We start from the raw sequence: 21,088 nt of genomic DNA, 5'->3' as shown, positions 1-21,088 counted from the left end.
CCAAGCTTCAGGAGCACACACCATGGGCAAGATCATCGGCATCGACCTCGGCACCACCAATTCCTGCGTGGCGGTCATGGACGGCAGTACCGCCAAGGTCATCGAAAACTCGGAAGGCGACCGCACCACGCCGTCCATCGTCGCCTTCAGCAAAGATGGCGAAGTGCTGGTTGGCGCCTCGGCCAAGCGCCAGGGTGTGACCAACCCCAAGAACACGTTTTACGCGGTGAAGCGCCTGATCGGCCGCAAATTCGCGGACGCCGAGGTGCAGCGCGACCTGAAGATCGCGCCATTCGGCATTGTCGCCAACACCAATGGCGACGCCTGGGTGGAAACCGCCGACGGCAAGAAGATGGCGCCGCCGGAAGTTTCGGCCAAGGTGCTGATGAAAATGAAGAAGACCGCCGAGGATTATCTCGGCGAGACGATCACCGAGGCGGTCATCACGGTGCCGGCGTACTTCAACGACAGCCAACGCCAGGCCACCAAGGACGCTGGCCGCATTGCCGGCCTGGAAGTCAAGCGCATCATCAACGAACCGACCGCGGCCGCACTGGCCTATGGGCTGGACAAGGAGAAGGGCGGCGACCGCAAGATCGTCGTGTACGACCTCGGCGGCGGCACGTTCGACGTGTCGATCATCGAGATCGCCGAGGTCGACGGCGAGAAGCAGTTCGAGGTGCTGGCCACCAACGGCGACACCTTCCTCGGCGGCGAGGATTTCGACCGCCGCGTGATCGACTACCTGGTCGAAGAGTTCCAGAAAGACCAGGGCATCGACTTGCGCAAGGACCCGCTCGCGCTGCAGCGCCTGAAGGACGCCGCCGAGCGCGCCAAGATCGAGCTGTCGTCCAGCCACCAGACCGAGGTCAACCTGCCGTACATCACGGCCGACGCCAGCGGCCCGAAGCATCTCAACATCAAGCTGACGCGCGCCAAGCTCGAAGCGCTGGTGGAAGACCTCCTGAAGCGCACCATCGAGCCGTGCCGCACGGCGCTGAACGACGCCGGCCTGCGCGTGTCCGACATCGCCGAGGTGATCCTCGTCGGTGGCCAGACGCGCATGCCCAAGGTGCAGGAAACGGTCAAGGACTTCTTCGGCAAGGAGCCGCGCAAGGACGTCAACCCGGATGAAGCGGTTGCCGTTGGTGCGGCGATCCAGGGCGGCGTGCTCGGCGGTACGGTCAAGGACGTGCTGCTGCTCGATGTCACCCCGCTGTCGCTCGGCATCGAGACGATGGGCGGCGTGATGACCAAGCTGATCGAAAAGAACACCACGGTGCCGACCCGTGCCTCGCAGGTGTTCTCCACCGCCGACGACAACCAGAGTGCGGTGACGGTGCACGTGCTGCAGGGCGAGCGCGAGCGCGCGAACGCCAACAAGTCGCTCGGCAAGTTCGACCTGCAGGGCATCGAGCCGGCGCCGCGCGGCATGCCGCAGATCGAGGTCACGTTCGACATCGACGCCAACGGCATCCTGCATGTGTCGGCCAAGGACAAGAAGACCGGCCGCGAGCAGAAGATCGAGATCAAGGCGGGCTCGGGCCTGTCGGAAGAGGAGATTGCGCGGATGGTGTCCGACGCCGAGGCCAACAAGGAAGAGGACAAGAAGTTCCATGAGCTGGTGGGCACGCGCAACAAGGCCGACCAGCTGGTGCACTCCACGCGCAGTGCGCTCAAGGAGCACGGCGACAAGATCGGGGCGCAGATCGGCGGCATCGAAAGCGCCTTGTCCGATCTTGAAAAGGTCAAGGATGGCGACGACAAGGACTTGATCGAGTCGAAGATCACCAAGCTCGAACAGGTGGCGCAGGCGCTGTATGCGGCTGCGCAGGGCGGCGCTGCCGGTGGCGAGCAGCCGGCTGGTGGCGAGCAGGGCCAGCCCAAGGCCGACGATGTCGTCGATGCCGAGTTCACCGAGGTCAAGAACGACGGCAAGTCGGCTTGACCGAGGGTTGACCGATGACGAGCGCCGCATTTTGCGGCGCTCGTCGTTTCCGCGGGAGGGGGGGATGATGGACAAGGGGCGGCTTGAGGCGTTCGGCAGCGGCGCACCGTTGCTGAACGTGCTGGCGTGGCAACCGTTCCAGGCCCCCCAATTCAGCAAACGGCGGCCGCGGGCCGCTGCTTGCCCAGGCGGTGGGGCGGACTGGAAAGGCCGCTTCGCCGCCGCCATGTATCTGGTCGGCATGGCTGTGGCGTTCGTCGCGCCATGGCTCGCCTGCCTTCTTTATGCCACGGTGGCTGCGATCTGGTTTTTGCCTGATTGGCGCATCGAATCGCGGATCAAGCAATGAGCAAGCGTGATTACTACGAAGTTCTCGGGGTCGAACGCAACGCATCCGAGCCGGAACTCAAAAAAGCGTTTCGACGGTTGGCAATGAAATATCACCCGGATCGCAACCCGGGCGATCCGACGGCAGCGGAGAAGTTCAAGGAGGCCAAGGAGGCCTATGAGATCCTTGCCGACGCGCAGAAGCGCGCGTTGTACGACCAGTACGGGCATGCCGCGTTCGAGAACGGCGCCGGCGGCCGCGGCGGTGCCGGCTTTGGCGACATGGGCGATATTTTCGGGGATATTTTCGGGGATATTTTCGGCGCCGGCCATGGGCGTCAGCAGCGCCGCGGCGCCGACCTGCGCTACATCCTCGAACTCGACCTTGAAGAAGCCGTGTTCGGCGTCGAGAAGCAAATCGAAATCCCCACCCAGGTCAATTGCCAGCACTGCAACGGCAGCGGCTCGGCCGACGGCAAGACCAGCACCTGCCCGACCTGCCGCGGCCACGGTCGCGTACGCATGCAAAACGGCATCTTCTCGATCCAGCAGGCTTGCCCGCGCTGCGGCGGCTCCGGGCGCGTGATCGAAAAGCCGTGCACGCACTGCCATGGTGAAGGGCGCCTGGAAGAAACCCGCACGCTGGCGGTCAAGGTGCCCGCCGGTGTCGACAATGGCGACCGCATCCGGCTGTCGGGGCAGGGCGAGGCCGGTCCGAGCGGCTCCCCGGCCGGCGACCTCTACGTCGAAGTGCACGTACGCGAGCACCCTATTTTTCAGCGCGACGGCACCGATCTTTATTGCGAAGTACCGATCCGGTTTTCGCAGGCCGCACTCGGCGCGCAGTTGCCGGTGCCCACGCTCGAAGGCGAAATCCCCATCGCGATCCCGCCGGAAACCCAGACCGGGCAGACCTTCCGTCTGCGCGGTCGTGGCGTGAAATCGGTGCGCAACGGACGTCCAGGCGATCTGATCTGCCGCGTGGTGGTGGAAACCCCGGTGCGGCTGACCAAGCAGCAGCGCGAACTGCTCGAACAGCTTGAAGCCAGCTTTGCCGCCGATCAGGCTTCCGAGCACACGCCACGCGCCAAGAACTGGGTGGATGGGGTGAAACAGTTCTGGTCGCGCGTCACTTCTTGAGTCATCGACCACGGGAATCCGCAGCATGGCCACCACGCCGATACGCATTGCGTTGAACGGTGCCTCCGGGCGCATGGGGCAGGCGCTCATCGGGCTATTGCGCAGCGACGCGCGGTTCGAGCTCGCCTACGCCGTGGTGTCGCCGCAGTCTGCACAGGCGGACGCGCCGGTGTGGCCGGGGCGACCACTCCGCTTCGCGCACGATTGGTCGGCGGCTCCTGCCGGCATTGAGGTCGTGGTTGATTTCAGTAGTTCCGCCGGCTTGGCCACTGCGCTGGATTTCTGCCTTGCGCGGAGCACCGCGCTGGTGGCCGGCTCGACCGGACTTGATCCTGCGTTGGTCGCACGGCTCGACGCGGCGGCCAGCCGTATCCCATTGCTGCGCGCGGCGAACTTCAGCCTTGGCGTGGCGGTGCTGACGCGGCTGTTGCGCGAAGCGGCTGCGGCACTGCACGACTGGGATCTGGAAATCGTCGAAGCCCACCATGGGCGCAAGCAGGATGCCCCATCGGGCACCGCGCTCGCGCTGGGCGCGGCCGCAGCGCAGGCACGGGGCACCACGTTGGCGGCAGCCGCCGTCTATGCGCGTGAAGGCCGCCCCGGCGCGCGGCGCGACGGCAGCATCGGTTTTGCCGTGGTGCGCGGCGGGGACATCGTCGGCGAACACCAGGCGATGCTGATCGGTACCGGCGAGCGCATTGAACTGGCGCATCGCGCGACCGACCGCGCGATCTTCGCGCGTGGTGCACTGGAAGCCGCCAGTTGGCTGGCCACGCGGCCCGCCGGTGCCTACGGCATGGACGACGTGCTCGCCACGCGCATGCGGCTTCATTTGCCGGAGTGAGCGAACCCGCCTCCCGCATCATGCCGATGTGTGCGCTTGCCGGGACTGACACGAGCCGTTAACATCCGCGGCGTTTGTCATTGGGGAGTAGCCATCCTCGCTCCCGTCGGTATTCTTGCCGGCATGCATTGAGGAATCCGCGTCAACACACTTGAGGCCCATGCCTCGTGGCGCGGATGGCGTAGCCGCCTTGCGGCATGCCCGGCGAGACCTTTGGCCATGATGCGCTTGACCCGGGCCGGGCGAGCCGCGTCGTTGCGCCAAAGCGTTCCGCTCGCCCGGCTGGAATTCCGCATGCTTGCTGCAGCCCTGTTCCTGCTTTCCGCCGGCGCGATCTACGTGGCCTGCGAGTACTTCGTCAACGGCGTCGAATGGTTGGGCCGGCGTCTGAACCTCGGCAGCACCGCAACCGGCACCGTCCTGGCCGCCTTCGGCACCGCGTTGCCGGAAAGCGCGGTCACGTTCATTGCGGTGATATTCGGCAAGACCCCCGGTGCGCGCGACATCGGCGTGGGTGCGGCAATGGGCGGGCCGCTGGTGCTGGCGACCATCGCCTATGCCGTGGTGGGCGGCGCGTTGTGGTGGAATCGCCGCCGGCTCAAGCGCAGCGATCACCTGGTGCGGGTGGACCATCACCGGCTGGCGCGCGACCAAGCGTGGTTTCTCGCCATCTTCGTGGTGAAAGTCGGCCTTGGGCTGATCGCGTTTGCGTGGAAACCGTGGCTGGGCGTCGCGTTTCTGCTGGCTTATGCAGCGTACGTGGCGCGGGAAGTACGCACCCAGGACACCGACGAGGAGGGTGAGCTGGAGCCGCTCAAGCTGCATCCGGGGACCTCCTTGCCGGCGATGTCGCGCATCTGGTTGCAGACCGGCGGTGCGCTCTTCGTGATCGCCCTTGCCTCGCGGGTGTTCGTCGGCCAGCTTGAAGCCATCGGCGAGGCGTGGTCGTTGTCCCCGCACCTGGTTGCGCTGCTGCTCAGCCCGGTGGCCACCGAGCTGCCGGAGACCCTGAACGCGCTGATCTGGGTGCGTCAGGGCAAGGAGCGCCTCGCGTTGGCGAACATTTCCGGCTCCATGATGATTCAGGCGACGATCCCCAGCGCGCTGGCGATCTTTGCCACGCCGTGGGTGTTCGACGCCCCCCTGATCGTGTCGGGCGTGCTGACGACGATCGCCATCGTCTATCTGTGGGCGCTGTTTCGCCGTGGGCGCGCCGATGCGCGCACGCTGTTGCCGGTGGTGGCGTTGTATGGCGTTTTTGCGCTGTTCGTGCTGTGGCGCCACGCCTGAAGGCGTCAGTCGTAGTGCGCGGCGTTGCGGTCGCGGTCGGCGCCGTAGCGGGTGTCGAGTTTGCCGGTCAGGCGTTTCAGCAGGCGCGCAAAGTGGCCACGCCGGGTTTTGCGCTGCTTGGCGTCCTCATTCACCAGCCACGCGAGCTGAATCACGCGCCGTTCGCCCTCGTACGGCAAATGGCCATGGTAGGAATGGCCGCAACGCTTGAACGCGGCCATTTCGCCGTACAGCGGCGGCAGTTCCGGGGCAATCACGGCGTCGATGTCGTCCGGACGGGAGAGCAGGCGCAGGCAGCCGTCGCTGGTATCCGGCCACTGTGGGGTGAGGTACAGCAGCACGGTGGCGACTTTGGAATCGCTGTCGGTATGGATGGTGCCGTGGCGCTTGTTCATCCGCCGGCACAGGCTGACCAGGGTCGGGTAGCGGTCAAGGTCGTCGATGCCCAGCTTGGCGCCGATCAGCCGCGCAAACGCCGGCGTCGTGAGCTGTTCCACCAGGGCATTGATCGAGGGGCCGCAATCGGCGGGGTCGAACGGGAAAAAACCGGCGCTCGGGTAGGCTGGGTAGTCGCGTTCGAGGTCATGCCGGGCCTCGGCCGGCAGTTGGCCGTGCGCCAGCAGAAACGGGAACGGCGTGCGCTCCAGCACGGTATCAGGGCGCTCGAGACGCGCGGGATCGAGCAATGCTTCCGGGCTCATGGCGGCGACTCAATCCATCGAGAGAAGCGCAAAGTGTAGCGCGACATCCCGGTACGCAGGCTGACGAAAACGGCCGTCTGAAGCGCTTTCCCGGTAGACAGGAAAGGGCCGCTTGCCTATCATTGTGACCCGCCCTGATACCTCTACCCCCAAGGTTCCCAAGCCTGCTGTGCATGGCTTGCGGGCTTTGCTGCACCCGAAGGCGGACTCATGCTCACACCTGCATTGCTGGCTCTTGAAGACGGCAGCGTGTTTCACGGCCAAGCCGTGGGCGCGACTGGCGAAACCGTCGGCGAGGTGGTTTTCAACACCGCCATGACCGGATACCAGGAGATCCTCACCGATCCCTCGTACACCCGGCAGATCGTCACCCTCACGTATCCGCACATCGGCAACACCGGTTGCAACCCCGAAGACCACGAGTCGGAGAAGGTGCATGCCGCCGGGCTGGTCGTGCGCGACGTGCCGCGTCTGGCGAGCAACTGGCGGCGGAACGAAAGCCTGCCCGCGTATCTCAAGCGCCACGGCGTGGTGGCGATTGCCGGCATCGACACCCGGCGGCTGACACGCATCCTGCGCGACAAGGGCGCGCAGGCCGGCTGCATCCTTGCCGGCGACGGCGCGAACGAAACCGATGCGCTGGCCAAGGCGCGCGCATTCCCCGGCTTGAACGGCATGGATCTCGCCAAGGTAGTGTCCACCCCGCAGGCCTACCACTGGGATGCCGGCCTATACGACCTCGACCGCACCGTATTCAACCAGCCGTCCAAACGGTTCAAGGTCGTGGCCTACGATTACGGCGTGAAGCAGAACATCCTGCGCCTGCTCGCCGAACGCGGTTGTGACCTCACGGTGGTGCCAGCGCAGACGCCAGCCGCCGAGGTGTTGGCCATGCAGCCCGATGGCGTGTTCCTCTCCAACGGCCCCGGCGATCCGGCCGCGTGCGACTACGCGATTGCGGCCACGCGCGCGTTCCTCGACGCCAAGGTTCCGCTGTTTGGCATCTGCCTGGGCCATCAGTTGATGGGACTCGCGCTGGGCGCGAAGACGATCAAGCTCAAATTCGGCCACCACGGCGCCAACCATCCGGTGCGCGACCACGATGATGGCCGGGTGCTCATCACCAGCCAGAACCATGGCTTTGCAGTGGATTCCGCCACGCTGCCGGCCAACGTGCGGGTAACCCATACCTCGCTGTTCGACGGCACGTTGCAGGGTTTTGCGTTGACCGACCGTCCAGCCTTCTGTTTCCAGGGCCACCCCGAATCCTCTCCAGGGCCGCACGACATGCGCTATCTGTTCGACCGCTTCGCCAAACTGATGCAGGAGGCACGCTGACATGCCCAAGCGTACCGACCTCAAGTGCGTCCTCATCATCGGCGCCGGCCCGATCGTCATCGGCCAGGCCTGCGAGTTCGACTACTCCGGCGCGCAGGCGTGCAAGGCGCTGCGCGAGGAGGGTTACCGCGTAGTGCTGGTGAACTCCAACCCGGCGACGATCATGACCGACCCGCACATGGCGGATGCGGTCTATATTGAACCGATCAACTGGCAGACGGTGGAGCGCATCATCGCCAAGGAGCGCCCGGACGCGGTGTTGCCGACGATGGGCGGGCAGACCGCACTCAACTGCGCGCTCGAGCTGTCCGACCACGGCGTGCTGGACAAGTATGGCGTGGAGCTGATCGGCGCCAAGCGCGACGCGATCCGCATGGCGGAAGACCGCGAGTTGTTCAAGGGGGCAATGACTGCGATCGGGCTGGAAAGCCCGCGTTCGGCGGTGGCCAAGAGCTACGAGGAAGCCGTGCGGGTCCAGGCGACGCTCGGTTTTCCCAACATCATCCGGCCGAGTTTCACGCTCGGTGGTTCAGGCGGCGGCATTGCGTACAACAAGGAAGAGTTCGAAACCATCGTCAAGCGCGGGCTCGAGATGTCGCCCACGCACGAGGTGCTGATCGACGAGTCGATGCTTGGCTGGAAAGAGTTCGAGATGGAGGTGGTGCGCGACCGTGCGGACAACTGCATCATCGTGTGCGCGATCGAGAACCTCGACCCGATGGGCGTGCACACCGGCGACTCGATCACGGTGGCGCCGGCGCAGACGCTGACCGACAAGGAATACCAGCGCATGCGCGATGCCTCGATCGCCGTGCTGCGCAAGATCGGCGTCGACACCGGCGGCTCCAACGTGCAGTTCGGCGTCAGCCCGGACAACGGCCGCATGGTCGTGATCGAGATGAACCCGCGCGTGTCGCGTTCCTCGGCGCTGGCCTCCAAGGCTACCGGCTTCCCGATCGCGAAGATCGCCGCCAAGCTTGCCATCGGTTACACCCTGGATGAGCTGGCGAACGACATTACCGGCGGCAAGACCCCGGCCTCGTTCGAGCCGACGCTCGACTACGTGGTCACCAAGATCCCGCGCTTCGCATTCGAGAAGTTCCCGCAGGCCGACCCGCGGCTCACCACGCAGATGAAGTCGGTGGGCGAGGTCATGGCGATCGGTCGCAGCTTTGCCGAATCGCTGCAGAAGGCCTTGCGCGGGCTCGAAATCGGCAAGACCGGGCTGAACCCCAGCGGGCTCGACTACGCCACGAGCGACGGACTGGCCACGCTCAAGCGCGAGTTGCGCGAGCCGCGGCCGGAACGGGTGTTTTTCCTTGCCGACGCGTTCCGCGCCGGGTTGTCGCTGGATCAGGTTTACGCGCTCAGTCACGTCGATCCATGGTTCCTCGCCGCGTTCGAGGACATTGTCGCGGCCGAGATGGACGTCCGTACACAAGGGGTCGATGCACTCGATGCCAACCGCATGCGCGAGCTCAAGCGCCTGGGGTTCTCCGACGCCCGGCTGGCCGAGCTGACGGGTTCGGACGAAGCCGCCATGCGCCACCTGCGCCGCATGCTTGGCGTGCGCCCGGTGTACAAGCGGGTGGATTCGTGCGCGGCCGAATTCGGCACTACCACGGCCTACATGTACTCGACCTATGACGAGGAGAACGAGGCCGAGCCGACCGCACGCGACAAGATCATCGTGCTCGGCGGTGGCCCGAACCGCATCGGTCAGGGCATCGAGTTCGACTATTGCTGCGTGCACGCGGCGCTCGCCCTGCGCGAGGATGGCTACGAGACCATCATGGTCAACTGCAACCCGGAGACCGTGTCGACCGACTACGACACTTCCGATCGCCTGTATTTCGAACCGTTGACGTTGGAAGACGTGCTCGAAATCGTCGATCTCGAAAAGCCCAAGGGCGTGATCGTGCAGTACGGCGGACAAACGCCGCTGAAGCTGGCGCGCGCGCTGGAAGCTGCCGGTGCGCCGGTGATCGGCACCTCGCCCGATTCGATCGATCTCGCGGAAGACCGCGAGCGTTTCCAGCACATGATCCAGAAGCTCGGCCTGCGCCAGCCGCCGAACCGCACCGCACGCAATGCCGACGAGGCGCTGGTGCTGGCCCGCGAAATCGGTTACCCGCTGGTGGTGCGCCCGAGCTACGTGCTTGGCGGCCGCGCGATGGAAGTCGTGTACGACGACGCCGATCTCGCGCGCTACGTCCGCGAGGCGGTGCGCGTGTCGAACGACTCCCCGGTGCTGCTCGACCACTTCCTCGACCACGCCACCGAAGTCGATGTGGACGTGATTGCCGACCACGAGGGCAACGTGGTGATCGGCGGCATCATGGAGCACATTGAGGAGGCCGGCGTGCATTCCGGCGATTCGTCCTGCTCGCTGCCGCCGTACTCGCTGCCGCCGGCGATCCAGGACGAGATGCGCCGCGAGGTCACCGCCATGGCCAAGGAGCTCAAGGTCATCGGCCTGATGAACACCCAGTTCGCGATCCAGGGCGATACCGTGTACATCTTGGAGGTGAATCCGCGCGCCTCGCGCACCGTGCCGTTCGTGTCCAAGGCCACCGGCGTGCCGCTGGCCAAGATCGCCGCGCGCTGCATGGCCGGCAAGACGCTGGCGGAGCAGGGCGCCACCCGCGAGGTGATTCCGGGGTATTACGCGGTCAAGGAAGCGATTTTCCCGTTTGTGAAGTTTCCCAACGTCGATCCGATCCTCGGTCCGGAAATGCGTTCCACCGGCGAGGTGATGGGCGTGGGCCGCAGCTTTGGCGCCGCGTTTGCGCGCGGTCATGATGCGGCCGGCATCAAGATCCCGCCGTTGGGCAAGGTGTTCGTTTCGGTGCGCGATGCGGACAAGGAACAACTGGTGCCGGTGGCGCAGGATCTCCTGCAGCGTGGCTACACGCTGGTGGCCACTTCCGGCACCGCGGCGTATCTGCTGCAACACGGCGTGGCTTGCGAGCGGGTCAACAAGGTGCTCGAAGGGCGCCCGCACATCGTCGACATGATCAAGAATGGCGAGGTCGTCTATATCGTCAATACGACCGAGGGCAAGCAGGCCATTGCGGACTCGTTCTCGATCCGGCGGGAGGCGTTGCAGCAGCGCGTCACCTATTCCACGACGGTGTCCGGCGCCCGCGCGCTGGTGCACTCGCTGGATTTTCACGGCAGCCACGAGGTACACAGCCTGCAGGAGCTGCACAAGGAGTTGAAGGCATGAGCAATCGTCCACCGATCACCAAAGTCGGTTCCGACCGCCTGCGGGCGGAGTTGACCAAGCTGAAATCCGAGGACCGCCCGCACATCATCGCGGCGATCGCCGAAGCGCGCGAGCACGGGGATCTCAAGGAAAACGCCGAGTACCACGCGGCGCGTGAATTGCAGGGGCTGATCGAGGCGCGCATTGCCCAGCTCGAAGGCCTGCTTTCCAACGCCGAGGTGATCGACGTCAGCAAGCTCAACCCGGGCAGCAAGGTCGTGTTTGGCGCCGTGGTCGACCTCGAGGACGAGGACAGCGGCACGGCGGTGACCTACCAGATCGTTGGCGATCTCGAGGCCGACATCAAGCAGGGTCTGATCGCCGTGTCCTCGCCGATTGCCCGTGCGTTGATTGGCAAACTCGAAGGCGACAGCCTGGAGTTCACCGCGCCTAATGGCGTGAAGCACTACGAGATCATCGCCGTGCGCTATGCCTGAGTGGCGTGTGGCACGCGCACGCAAAAGGCCCCGTCGATCCGGGGCCTTTCATTTTCCAGGGCAACAAAAAGGCCGCTCGCAGCGGCCTCTTCGATGCCACGTGGCACTGGCAATCAGCGCTGACGGGCCTTGAAACGCGGGTTGCTCTTGCAGATCACGAACACCTTGCCGCGACGACGCACGATCTTGCAGTCGCGGTGCCGCGCCTTGGCGGACTTCAACGAGTTAAGCACCTTCACGGCCAGCTCCTGATGCAGACAAAAAACGTAGCGCGCAAGTATATAGGTGCTGTCGCTGTATCACAAGTTGCCAAACTCGCTCAGGGCGTCCTCCACGGTGGCGAGGAACTGCGCCAGTACCGGTGAATGATCGCCCGTACGGCTCGCCACCGCCAGCAGCAGGTGCGCCAGTGGGTCGACCAGGGGCACATAGCGCACGCCGGCAAGATGCACTGCGCGCATGCTGGCTGGCACCAGCGCCAGGCCAAGCCCGGCTGCCACCAGGGCCAGCAGACCGTTGACCTGCTGCGCCTGCTGCACGATGCGCGGACGAAAGTCGGCGGCGTCGGCCAGCGCTGCCAGCCGGTCGTACAGGGTGGCGGCGAGCTGACGCGGCTGGGTTACGAAGGACTCTTCCGCGACTTCGCGCATGGTTACCGTCTCGCGGGTGGCCAAGGCATGACTGGCGGGCAGCGCCAACATCAGGGGCTCGCGGTCGATCACGCGCAAATGCAATTGCCGGGCGTCGCGCTGGTGATGCGGTTCATTGCGCACAAAGCCCACGTCGATCTCGTTCGCCAGCAGGGCGGCAAACTGGCGCTCGGTGTACAGCTCCGAAAGCTGCAGATTGACCGCTGGCGCCACCTGCCGATGGCGAAGCAGGGCGCGTGGCAAAAACGGGTGAAACGACACCGACACCGAGTACGCCAAGCGCAATTGGCCGCTCTGGCCAGCCGCGGTGGCCGTGGTGCGGCTGCGCGCCAGCTCGGTCTGAGTGAGGATTTGGCGCGCTTCTTCGAAAAACACGCGTCCCGGTTCGGTCAGCGCCACCTTGCGTTTGTTGCGCTCCAGCAGGGTGACACCAAGGTCACGCTCCAGCGCGAGGATCTGTTGCGATAGTGGCGGCTGCGAGATATGCAGGCGGATCGCCGCGCGGGTGAAGCTCAATTCTTCGGCGACCGCAATGAAGTACCGCAACTGGCGCAGGTCAAACATAGTCGCTATGCATCTAAGAGTACGGGTAAATATATATTAGATAACTGAACGAGGCGCCCATAAAATGCTCCCCGTCCCGTCATCACCCCTCCCGATGGCGGTGACCCCGCCCCGCGGTGGTGCTGCAAACGATCCAGTCAACTCCCCCTTGGGCTGGATCGATGCGCCGCTTTGCGGGGCGTTTTGCGTCTGCGGCAAACCGTTTGGGTGGCGCACGCCGCTGTGTTTGCGGTCAGCTGTGTGATAGGCCCATGCCGCGATACCATGCGAATTTCCACGCTTTTGCCGAGCCGGCCATGAATCACATTGCCCCTGTTCCCGTGCTGACCATCGACGGCCCGTCCGGCTCGGGCAAAGGCACGGTGAGCCGGCGTGTGGCGGAGCACCTGGGGTGGCGGTTGCTCGATTCGGGCGCGCTGTATCGGGCCGTGGGCTATGCGGCGGGCGCCGCCGGGCTCGATCTCACCGATGCCGAGGCCGTCACCCGTTGCGCGCAGTCGACCAAGATCCGGTTCCAGGCCAGCGCCGATGGTGGCGATACCCGCATTCTCGTCAATGGCCACGATGCGACCGACGAGCTGCGTACCGAAACCGCGGGGGCGGCGGCGTCCGCCATCGCCTCGATTGCTGCGGTGCGCCAGGCGCTGGTCGACCTGCAGCTTGGCTTTCGCAAGAGCCCCGGGCTGGTCGCCGACGGACGCGATATGGGCACCGTGATCTTCCCCGATGCGCCGTTCAAGGTGTTCCTTACGGCAAGCGCCGCGGAACGTGCGAAAAGGCGCTATAAGCAGTTGAAAGAAAAGGGGCTAAACGTTACACTTGCGAGCCTTCAACGCGAGATCGAAGCGCGTGACCACCGTGATGCATCGCGTGCGGTGGCGCCTCTCAAGCCCGCGCCGGAAGCCGTGCTGGTGGATTCCACCGGCATGCGCATCGATCAAGTCGTTGCACGTGTTCTCGCCGTCGTGCAGCCGCAATAGCGGTTGCATTGCGGTTTTTCTTCCTCGGCCAGGGCGGCCGGGGTTCAATCATGGTGAGGAAGGTTGTCTCTTCAAAGAGGCGGCTGGAAGCACCCCAACCGGTGGACCGTTGTCGGTGCAAGGTCTGGATCACGCATCGCGACCGTCCTTTTTCATTCTGGAATCAACATGACCGAAAGTTTTGCCGAACTGTTTGAACAGAGCCAACAGGCCATTGCCAAGCTCAAGCCCGGCGCCATCGTCTCCGGCATCGTGGTGGAGATCCGCAACGACGTCGTCGTCATCAACGCCGGCCTGAAGAGCGAGGGCATTGTCCCGATCGAGCAGTTCAAGGACGAGAGTGGTGCCATCGAAGTGCACGTGGGCGACGAGGTCAAGGTGGCCCTCGAAGCACTCGAAGACGGGTTCGGCGAAACCAAGCTGTCGCGCGAGAAGGCCAAGCGCTCGATGGTGTGGGACGACCTCGAGGCGGCATTCGACAAGGAAGAAACCGTCAAGGGCATGATCTCCGGCAAGGTCAAGGGCGGCTTCACCGTGGACATCCACGACGTGCGCGCCTTCCTGCCGGGTTCGCTGGTCGACGTGCGCCCGGTGCGCGAGCCGACCTATCTCGAAGGCAAGGAGCTCGAGTTCAAGATCATCAAGCTCGACCGCAAGCGCAACAACGTGGTGGTCAGCCGCCGCGCCGTGGTCGAGACCGAGTTCTCCGCCGAGCGCGAGGCGCTGCTGGAGCGGCTGGTCGAGGGCGCGGTGGTCAAGGGCGTGGTCAAGAACCTCACCGACTACGGCGCGTTCGTGGACCTGGGCGGCATCGACGGCCTGTTGCACATCACCGACATGGCGTGGAAGCGCGTGCGCCATCCGTCCGAGGTGGTCAATGTCGGCGACGAGCTGGAAGTGCGCGTGCTGAAGTTCGACCGCGAGCGCAACCGCGTCTCGCTGGGCCTGAAGCAGCTCGGCGATGATCCGTGGGTCAACATCTCGCGGCGCTACCCGGTGGGCTCGCGCCTGTTCGGCAAGGTTTCCAACGTCACCGATTACGGCTGTTTCGTCGAGATCGAGCCGGGCGTCGAAGGCCTGGTGCACGTCTCCGAGATGGACTGGACCAACAAGAACGTCAACCCGGCCAAGGTGGTGCAGGTCAGCGACGAGACCGAGGTGATGGTGCTCGACGTGGACGAAGAGCGTCGCCGCATCTCGCTGGGCATCAAGCAGACCCGCTCCAACCCGTGGGAAGCTTTTGCCGCCATGCACAAGAAGGGCGACAAGGTTTCCGGCCAGATCAAGTCGATCACCGACTTCGGCGTGTTCATCGGCCTGGAAGGCGGCATCGACGGCCTGGTGCACCTGTCCGATATCTCCTGGCAGACCTCCAGCGAAGACCTCGTGCGCAACTTCAAGAAGGGCGACGAAATCGAGGCCGTGGTGCTGGCGGTGGATCCGGAACGCGAGCGCATTTCGCTCGGCATCAAGCAGATGGAACAGGATCCGTTCGGCCAGTACATGGGCAACCATCCGCGCGGCACGATCGTCACCGGCAGCGTCAAGGAAGTGGACGCCAAGGGCGCCGTGATCGACCTCGGCGACGGGGTCGAAGGCTACGTGCGTGCGAACGACATCGCCAAGGAACGCGTCGACGACGCCACCCAGTACCTCAAGGTGGGCGACTCCGTGGAAGCCAAGTTCACCGGCATGGATCGCAAGGGGCGTCAGCTGGCATTGTCGATCCGCGCGAAGGACGAGGCCGATGTGCAGGAAGCCATGGCCGAGTACTCTTCGGCCGCGGGCGGCACGACCAAGCTGGGCGCCTTGCTCAAGGAGCAGCTGAACAAGGCGGAGTAAGGCATCGTGGATGTGGCGCGGGGCGGGTTGTGCCGCCTCGCGCCTCACGATGGTGGGAGCGTACGTCGCGGACCTGGGGACCATGACCAAATCCGAATTGATCGAGGCGCTGGCACGGCGCCAAACCCATCTTGCGTTTGCCGATGTCGAGCTGGCGGTCAAAAGCATCATTGAGCAAATGAGCCAGGCACTGGCTACTGGCGAGCGCATCGAGGTGCGTGGTTTTGGCAGCTTTGCGCTGCATTTCCGCCCACCGCGCATGGGCCGCAACCCCAAGACCGGAGACTCGGTCGCGTTGCCTGGCAAGCATGTACCGCACTTCAAGCCGGGCAAGGAATTGCGCGAGCGGGTGAATCAACGGCTGGAAGAAACCTCGGCATCCTGATGTGCGGGGGCTCGGGACGGAAGGCAGGCGGCGCGAGTCGGCCTGCCTTTTGTGTTTTTGCTGCAGCAAGCGAGCGATCAGGTAAAGTCCACGCATGCGATTGATCGTCATTCTTCTGCTCGGGTTCTTCGTCGCGGCCGGTATCGTCGTCGGCGCGCTCAATGCCGACCTGGTCGGCTATGACTTCGCGTTCGCACGCGTGCAGTTGCCAAAGGGCGCCGCCCTGCTTGCCGCGCTGGTGCTCGGCTGGCTCCTTGGCGGGCTTACCGCGTGGCTTGGCATGGGTGTGCGTCGGCGCCGGCAGCGGGTGCGCAAGGAGGCCGGCAAGTAAGCCGGCACCATGTTGCCCTGGTATGTGATTCCTGCGGTGGCTGTCGCGTTTGCGGCGGGTTGGTGGCTGGCGCGCTGGCTATCGGCACGCCGCTCGGGTGCGGCGGTCAACGAGTTGTCGTCGGACTATTTCCGCGGCCTCAATTACCTCTTGAACGAAGAGCAGGACAAGGCCATCGAGGTCTTCCTGCGCCTCGCCGAATACAACCGCGACACGGTCGAGACCCACCTTGCGCTGGGCAATCTGTTCCGCCGGCGCGGCGAGGTGGATCGGGCGATCCGGTTGCACCAGCACCTGGTTTCACGCCCGGACTTGTCCGAACCGATGAAGACGGTTGCCTTGCTTGAATTGGGCGAGGACTACATGCGCGCCGGGCTGCTCGACCGCGCCGAAGCCCTGTTCTGCGACCTCGTGGCGTTGGATGCGCATGCGCCATCCGCCTTGCGCCACCTCATCTCGATCTATCAGCACGAGCGCGATTGGCACCAGGCGATCGAACACGCCCGCCGGCTCGAAGCCATGACCGGCGAGGACCAGACGCCGATCATGGCGCAGTTTTACTGCGAGCTTGCCGAGCGCTCGCGCCAGCACGGCGCGAAGGTCGAGGCACGCGAGTATCTGGATCAGGCGTTTGCCTGCCAGCGCGATTGCGTGCGGGCATGGATGCTGACCGGGCGGATCGAAGCGGATGCCGGCAACCATGCGAAAGCGGTGGATGCGTACGAGGCTGCCGTGGCCGCCGACGTGGCCTTCGTACCCGAGATCCTGCCGCCGCTGCTGGACAGTTACGCGCGTTCGGCCCAAATGGAGCGCGCCGAACGCTTCTTGCGCGGGCTGCTCGAGCGTTATCACGGCGTCTCGCCAGTGCTGGCCCTGACGCATCTGTACGCGGAGCGGGATGGCAAGCACGCCGCGGTGGATTTCCTCACTGCACAGCTGCGGCGACGGCCATCGGTACGCGGTCTGATGGCCTTGATCGACGCCACGATGGACAGCATCCAGGGCGAAGCGCGCGACAATTTCCTGATACTGCGTGACTTGACGAAAAAGCTGCTTGAAGGGCAGGCGATGTACCGCTGCAGCCGCTGCGGTTTCGGTGCGAAGGCGCACCACTGGCAGTGCCCGAGTTGCAAGAGCTGGAGCACGATCCGCCCGATTCATGGCGTGGCCAACGAATGAGTGGCGTGTCGGCGGTACTTGCCTGGCCGCTGCTGTCGTTGGCGATCGCCATCGCCACGGTGCGGGGCGCGATCTGGTACGCAATGCGCCACGGCATGCTCGACCAACCGGGCCGACGACGCTCACATACCGTGGCGACGCCGCGCGGCGGCGGTATCGGCATCGTCGTGGCGTGCCTGGTCACCTTGCCATGGGCATGGGGTGGCGGCGACCAGGCGCCATCCACCGTAGTGCGCGATGCCTTGCTGGCGGGCGTGGCGATGGTAGCCACGGTCGGCTGGCTTGATGATCGTCACGCGTTGCCGGCCTTGCCGCGGCTACTGGTGCAACTTGCGGCGTGCTCGTTGCTGGCGTTGGCACTGATCGCGGAAGGGCTCAGCTACTGGTGGGCATTGCCATTGGTGCTGGCCGGCACCTGGAGCATCAACCTGCACAATTTCATGGATGGCATCGACGGCTTGTTGGCGCAGCAAGCCATGTTCGTCACGGCTGGTCTGGGCGTGCTGGGGTGGTTGGCGCAGCAGCCTGGCCTTTCACTGGCGGCGGTGTGCGTGTTCGCGGCCTGCCTGGGGTTCTGGTACTTCAACCGCTCGCCAGCACGGATCTTCATGGGCGACGCCGGCAGCGGCAGTGTCGGGTTGTTGCTGTTTGCGTTGTCTGCCGTGTGCGCGACGATGGCACCGCGTACTTTGCCGGCGGTCCTGGTGCTGTCCGCGGCCTTTGTCGTCGATGCCAGTTTGACGCTGCTGTCACGCATGTGCCGCGGTCGCCGCTGGTACACTCCGCACCGCGAACACCTTTACCAGTGGCTGGCGCGACGCCTGCACAGCCATGCAAGGGTGTGTGCGCTTTTTATGGGCTGGAACCTGCTGGTATTGGTGCCTTTGGCGTGGTTGGCCTGGAGTTCATCCATGCTTGCCTATGGTGCCGTGGTGTTGGCTTATCTGCTTACCATCGTGGCGTGGTTTGTCTTCAAGCACCGTTGTCTGCGGCGCAGGGCTTCAGGGATGTTCGATGTCGTTGCGTAAACTGGTTGCGGTGGTTCATCCACGCATGGCGGTCATCGGACATGATCTCGCCATGGCAGCACTTGCGTGGCTGATCGCCAAGTGGCTGCGCTACACGGTACGCCCGGAAGACATCATCCAATTCCGCTGGTTCGAGCTTCCGGTGGTGCTCGTCGCGCAAGGCGCGATTTTTCGCTGGACTGGCTTGTATCGCGGCGTATGGCGTTTCGCCAGCTTGCCCGATCTGTGGAACATCATTCGCGCGGTGGCGCTGGGTTCGATTGCGATCTGGCTCGCATTGTCGATGTTCAACCGCCTCGACGGCGTACCGCGTTCGATGCTGGTGCTGTATCCGGTCGTGCTGGCGGTTGGCCTGGGCGCACCGCGCCTGCTTTACCGCTACTGGAAGGACAGCCGCGTCGGCCTGGCCGGCTCCGCGACGGTTCGGCGCGTACTCATCATTGGCGCCGACCGCGCCGGCGAGGCACTTTCGCGCGACCTCCAACGCGACAGTGCGTACTCGGTGGTCGGGTTTCTCGATGACCGTCCCGCCATGGGTGGGGCCAGCATCAATGGGTTGCCGGTGCTCGGCCATACTGCGCGACTGGCCGATATTGCCCGTGAAACCGCGGCCGACATGCTGCTGATCGCCCTGCCGGAGGCCAAAGCTGGCGAGATGCGCGTCATCGTCGCTGCGTGTGCGGCGACCGATCTGCCGTATCGCACTATTCCGCGGTTGGAAGACGTGGTGGCCGGTCGGGCGCAGGTCAACGAGATCAAGGAAGTCGCGATCGAGGATCTGCTCGGCCGGGAGACGGTGGAGCTGGATTGGACTGCCATTCGCGAGGCCATCAGTGGGCACCGGGTGCTGGTGACTGGTGGTGGCGGGTCGATCGGTTCCGAATTGTGCCGGCAGGTGGCGCGACTGGGTGCCGCAGCGCTGACGGTGGTCGATCACAGCGAGTTCAACCTGTACCGGATCACGCGCGAGCTGCGCCAGCACTTCCCCGACCTGATCCTCGATGGCGTGCTTGGCAGTTGCGGTGATGAGGTTCTGATGCGCCGCACGCTGGCGGCAGCGAAGCCGCAGGTGGTGTTCCATGCCGCCGCGTACAAACATGTCCCGTTGCTGCAGGATCAACTGCGCGCCGCGTTCCGCAACAACGTGCTTGGTACCCGGACGGTGGCCGACCTTGCCAACGAAGCCGGGGTCGACGCCTTCGTGATGATTTCGACCGACAAGGCGGTCAACCCGACCAGCGTCATGGGCGCCTGCAAGCGCATTGCCGAGATCTGGTGCCAGAACCTCGATGCGCACGCACGGACGCGCTACATGACGGTGCGTTTTGGCAATGTGCTCGATTCGGCCGGCTCGGTGGTGCCGCTGTTCCGGCAGCAGATCCGCGAGGGTGGGCCGGTCACCGTCACCCATCCGGAGATTTCGCGCTACTTCATGACCATCCCCGAAGCCTGCCAGCTCATCCTGCAGGCCGCCACGCTCGGCTCCGGCGGCGAGATCTACGCGCTGGACATGGGCGAACCGATCAAGATCCGCGATCTCGCCGAGCAGATGATCCGCCTGGCGGGCAAGAAGCCGGGCACCGAGATTCCGATCGTGTACACCGGCTTGCGGCCGGGTGAAAAACTGTTCGAGGAATTGTTCCACCCGCAGGAGCACTACAGCGCAACGGCGCATTCGAAGATCTTCCTCGCGCAACACCGCGAGGTGTCTTGGGATCTGCTGCAGGGCTTGCTGCGCAAGGCCGACGGCGTGGTTTCCGTTGGCGACGACACCGAGTTGCGGCGCTGCGTGTCGAGCCTGCTGCCGTCGTTCCGCTGGAGCGAAACCACCCAGCCAGACAACGTCGTTTCGATCCGTCGCCAGGAATCCGGAGAAGGCAAGTGAGCCAACCGTTGCGCAAGGTCGTGTTTCCCGTGGCCGGACTCGGCACCCGGTTTCTGCCGGCCACCAAGGCAGTCGCCAAGGAAATGCTGCCGGTACTCGACCGTCCGCTGATCCAGTACGCCGTCGATGAAGCCGTCGAAGCCGGCGCGGACACGCTCATCTTTGTCACCAACCGTTACAAGCACGCCATCGCCGATTATTTCGACAAGGCCTACGAGCTCGAAGCCAAGCTGCTGCAGAAAGGCAAGAACGCGCTCCTGGCCATGGTGCGCGGCACCTTGCCCGGCCATGTGCGTGCCATCTTCGTCACCCAGCCTGAGGCGCTCGGCCTCGGCCATGCGGTGCTGTGCGCCAAGCCGGTGATCGGCGACGCACCATTCGGCATCATGCTGCCGGACGACCTCATCTGGAACGGTTCCGGAAAAGGCGCGTTGCGCCAGATGGCGGAGCTCGGCGCGCGCGAGGATGCCGGCGTGATCGCGGTGGAAGAAGTGCCGCATGAGCAAACCGAGAAATACGGCATTGTCGACGCCACTCCCATCGACGAACGCAGCGCGCGGATCCGGCACATGGTGGAAAAGCCGAAACCCGCCGATGCCCCGTCCAACCTGGCTGTAGTGGGGCGCTACGTGCTGCCGCCGCGCATCTTCGACCTGCTCGAGCACACGACGACCGGCGCTGGCGGCGAAATCCAGTTGACCGATGCGATCGAGGCCTTGCTCAAGGAACAGGGCAAGGTGCTCGCCTATCGCTTCGAGGGCACGCGCTTCGACTGCGGCAACAAGGCGGGCCTGGTGCGCGCAACCATCCATATGGCGATGCAGGACCCTGCCTTGGCACCGGTGGTGCGCGAGATCGCTGCCACGCTGTGACGGTCTGCCGCAGAGGTTGCTGGTCGTTGCGCGATGCCTGCAGGGTGTCTGATGTGAGCTTGCTGCGGTAATCTCGGGC

The 21,088-nt window shown here is 64.8% G+C and carries 19 protein-coding genes and 1 riboswitch; of the genes, 16 read left to right on the top strand and 3 right to left on the bottom strand.

Features of this window, described 5'->3' with window-relative positions:
- Positions 1-22: 22 nt before the first annotated feature.
- From dnaK to AC3WP6_RS08215, 5 genes are all read left to right on the top strand, one after another.
- Positions 23-1,948: a molecular chaperone DnaK gene (dnaK, locus tag AC3WP6_RS08235; RefSeq protein ID WP_492627241.1), complete on the top strand. Its 1,926-nt coding sequence runs from the start codon at positions 23-25 to the stop codon at positions 1,946-1,948.
- Positions 1,949-1,955: 7 nt separating this feature from the next.
- Positions 1,956-2,297 carry a hypothetical protein gene (locus AC3WP6_RS08230; protein ID WP_492627240.1) on the top strand — a complete coding sequence of 114 codons (342 nt, stop codon included), beginning with the start codon at positions 1,956-1,958 and terminating at the stop codon, positions 2,295-2,297.
- Positions 2,294-3,415 (top strand): molecular chaperone DnaJ, encoded by a 1,122-nt coding sequence (dnaJ, locus tag AC3WP6_RS08225; RefSeq protein WP_492627239.1) that lies wholly within the window; start codon positions 2,294-2,296, stop codon positions 3,413-3,415. Before AC3WP6_RS08230 ends, dnaJ begins: the two co-directional genes overlap by 4 nt.
- Before the next feature lie 25 nt (positions 3,416-3,440).
- Entirely contained in the window at positions 3,441-4,259 is an 819-nt protein-coding gene (gene dapB, locus AC3WP6_RS08220; RefSeq protein ID WP_492627238.1) for a 4-hydroxy-tetrahydrodipicolinate reductase, read from the top strand.
- 70 nt (positions 4,260-4,329) lie between these two features.
- Positions 4,330-4,489: riboswitch (yybP-ykoY riboswitch) on the top strand.
- A 64-nt stretch (positions 4,490-4,553) separates the two neighbouring features.
- Positions 4,554-5,549 (top strand): sodium:calcium antiporter, encoded by a 996-nt coding sequence (locus AC3WP6_RS08215; RefSeq protein ID WP_492627237.1) that lies wholly within the window; start codon positions 4,554-4,556, stop codon positions 5,547-5,549.
- A 5-nt stretch (positions 5,550-5,554) separates the two neighbouring features.
- Here AC3WP6_RS08215 and AC3WP6_RS08210 read toward each other — a convergent pair whose 3' ends face one another.
- Complete coding sequence (locus AC3WP6_RS08210; RefSeq protein WP_492627236.1) at positions 5,555-6,250, bottom strand: 2OG-Fe(II) oxygenase; 696 nt, start codon at positions 6,248-6,250, stop codon at positions 5,555-5,557.
- A gap of 210 nt (positions 6,251-6,460) precedes the next feature.
- On the opposite strand from AC3WP6_RS08210, the gene carA reads away from it, so the two are divergent.
- Genes carA through greA form a run of 3 tightly spaced genes read left to right on the top strand, consistent with a single transcriptional unit; the run spans position 6,461 to position 11,293 of the window.
- Positions 6,461-7,588 carry a glutamine-hydrolyzing carbamoyl-phosphate synthase small subunit gene (carA, locus tag AC3WP6_RS08205; protein ID WP_492627235.1) on the top strand — a complete coding sequence of 376 codons (1,128 nt, stop codon included), beginning with the start codon at positions 6,461-6,463 and terminating at the stop codon, positions 7,586-7,588.
- 1 nt (position 7,589) lies between these two features.
- Positions 7,590-10,817 (top strand): carbamoyl-phosphate synthase large subunit, encoded by a 3,228-nt coding sequence (carB, locus tag AC3WP6_RS08200; RefSeq protein ID WP_492627234.1) that lies wholly within the window; start codon positions 7,590-7,592, stop codon positions 10,815-10,817.
- Positions 10,814-11,293, top strand: coding sequence for a transcription elongation factor GreA (greA, locus tag AC3WP6_RS08195; RefSeq protein ID WP_492627233.1), 480 nt, complete (start codon positions 10,814-10,816; stop codon positions 11,291-11,293). The genes carB and greA overlap by 4 nt, the downstream gene beginning before the upstream one ends.
- 113 nt (positions 11,294-11,406) lie before the next feature.
- Here the strand turns inward: greA and ykgO are convergent, their stop codons facing one another.
- Together ykgO and AC3WP6_RS08185 are read right to left on the bottom strand one after the other, a co-directional pair.
- A complete protein-coding gene (gene ykgO / locus AC3WP6_RS08190; RefSeq protein ID WP_007080705.1) occupies positions 11,407-11,532 on the bottom strand; it encodes a type B 50S ribosomal protein L36 in 126 nt (41 codons plus the stop codon).
- Positions 11,533-11,592: 60 nt separating this feature from the next.
- Positions 11,593-12,507, bottom strand: a complete 915-nt coding sequence (locus tag AC3WP6_RS08185) for a LysR substrate-binding domain-containing protein (RefSeq protein WP_492627232.1) — start codon at positions 12,505-12,507, stop codon at positions 11,593-11,595.
- Positions 12,508-12,803: 296 nt separating this feature from the next.
- On the opposite strand from AC3WP6_RS08185, the gene cmk reads away from it, so the two are divergent.
- From cmk to galU, 8 genes are all read left to right on the top strand, one after another.
- On the top strand, positions 12,804-13,487 hold the full coding sequence (gene cmk / locus AC3WP6_RS08180) for a (d)CMP kinase (RefSeq protein WP_492628661.1): 684 nt from the start codon (positions 12,804-12,806) through the stop codon (positions 13,485-13,487).
- Between the two features lie 168 nt (positions 13,488-13,655).
- Entirely contained in the window at positions 13,656-15,329 is a 1,674-nt protein-coding gene (gene rpsA, locus AC3WP6_RS08175) for a 30S ribosomal protein S1 (protein WP_492627231.1), read from the top strand.
- Positions 15,330-15,378: 49 nt separating this feature from the next.
- A complete protein-coding gene (locus tag AC3WP6_RS08170) occupies positions 15,379-15,714 on the top strand; it encodes an integration host factor subunit beta (protein WP_492627230.1) in 336 nt (111 codons plus the stop codon).
- A 94-nt stretch (positions 15,715-15,808) separates the two neighbouring features.
- The gene (locus tag AC3WP6_RS08165) at positions 15,809-16,045 is read left to right on the top strand and encodes a DUF1049 domain-containing protein (protein WP_492627229.1); all 237 of its coding nucleotides are present in this window, start codon (positions 15,809-15,811) and stop codon (positions 16,043-16,045) included.
- Between the two features lie 9 nt (positions 16,046-16,054).
- Positions 16,055-17,224, top strand: a complete 1,170-nt coding sequence (gene lapB, locus AC3WP6_RS08160; protein ID WP_492627228.1) for a lipopolysaccharide assembly protein LapB — start codon at positions 16,055-16,057, stop codon at positions 17,222-17,224.
- Positions 17,221-18,252 (top strand): MraY family glycosyltransferase, encoded by a 1,032-nt coding sequence (locus AC3WP6_RS08155; protein ID WP_492627227.1) that lies wholly within the window; start codon positions 17,221-17,223, stop codon positions 18,250-18,252. The genes lapB and AC3WP6_RS08155 overlap by 4 nt, the downstream gene beginning before the upstream one ends.
- Positions 18,239-20,137, top strand: coding sequence for a polysaccharide biosynthesis protein (locus AC3WP6_RS08150; protein WP_492627226.1), 1,899 nt, complete (start codon positions 18,239-18,241; stop codon positions 20,135-20,137). The genes AC3WP6_RS08155 and AC3WP6_RS08150 overlap by 14 nt, the downstream gene beginning before the upstream one ends.
- Complete coding sequence (gene galU / locus AC3WP6_RS08145) at positions 20,134-21,009, top strand: UTP--glucose-1-phosphate uridylyltransferase GalU (RefSeq protein ID WP_492627225.1); 876 nt, start codon at positions 20,134-20,136, stop codon at positions 21,007-21,009. Before AC3WP6_RS08150 ends, galU begins: the two co-directional genes overlap by 4 nt.
- Positions 21,010-21,088 lie beyond the last annotated feature (79 nt).

It is taken from the genome of Rhodanobacter sp. FW106-HT46G03 (assembly GCF_058789895.1).
Note: the sequence above shows the minus strand (reverse complement) of the source record. Positions and strands in the feature narration are given on the sequence as shown.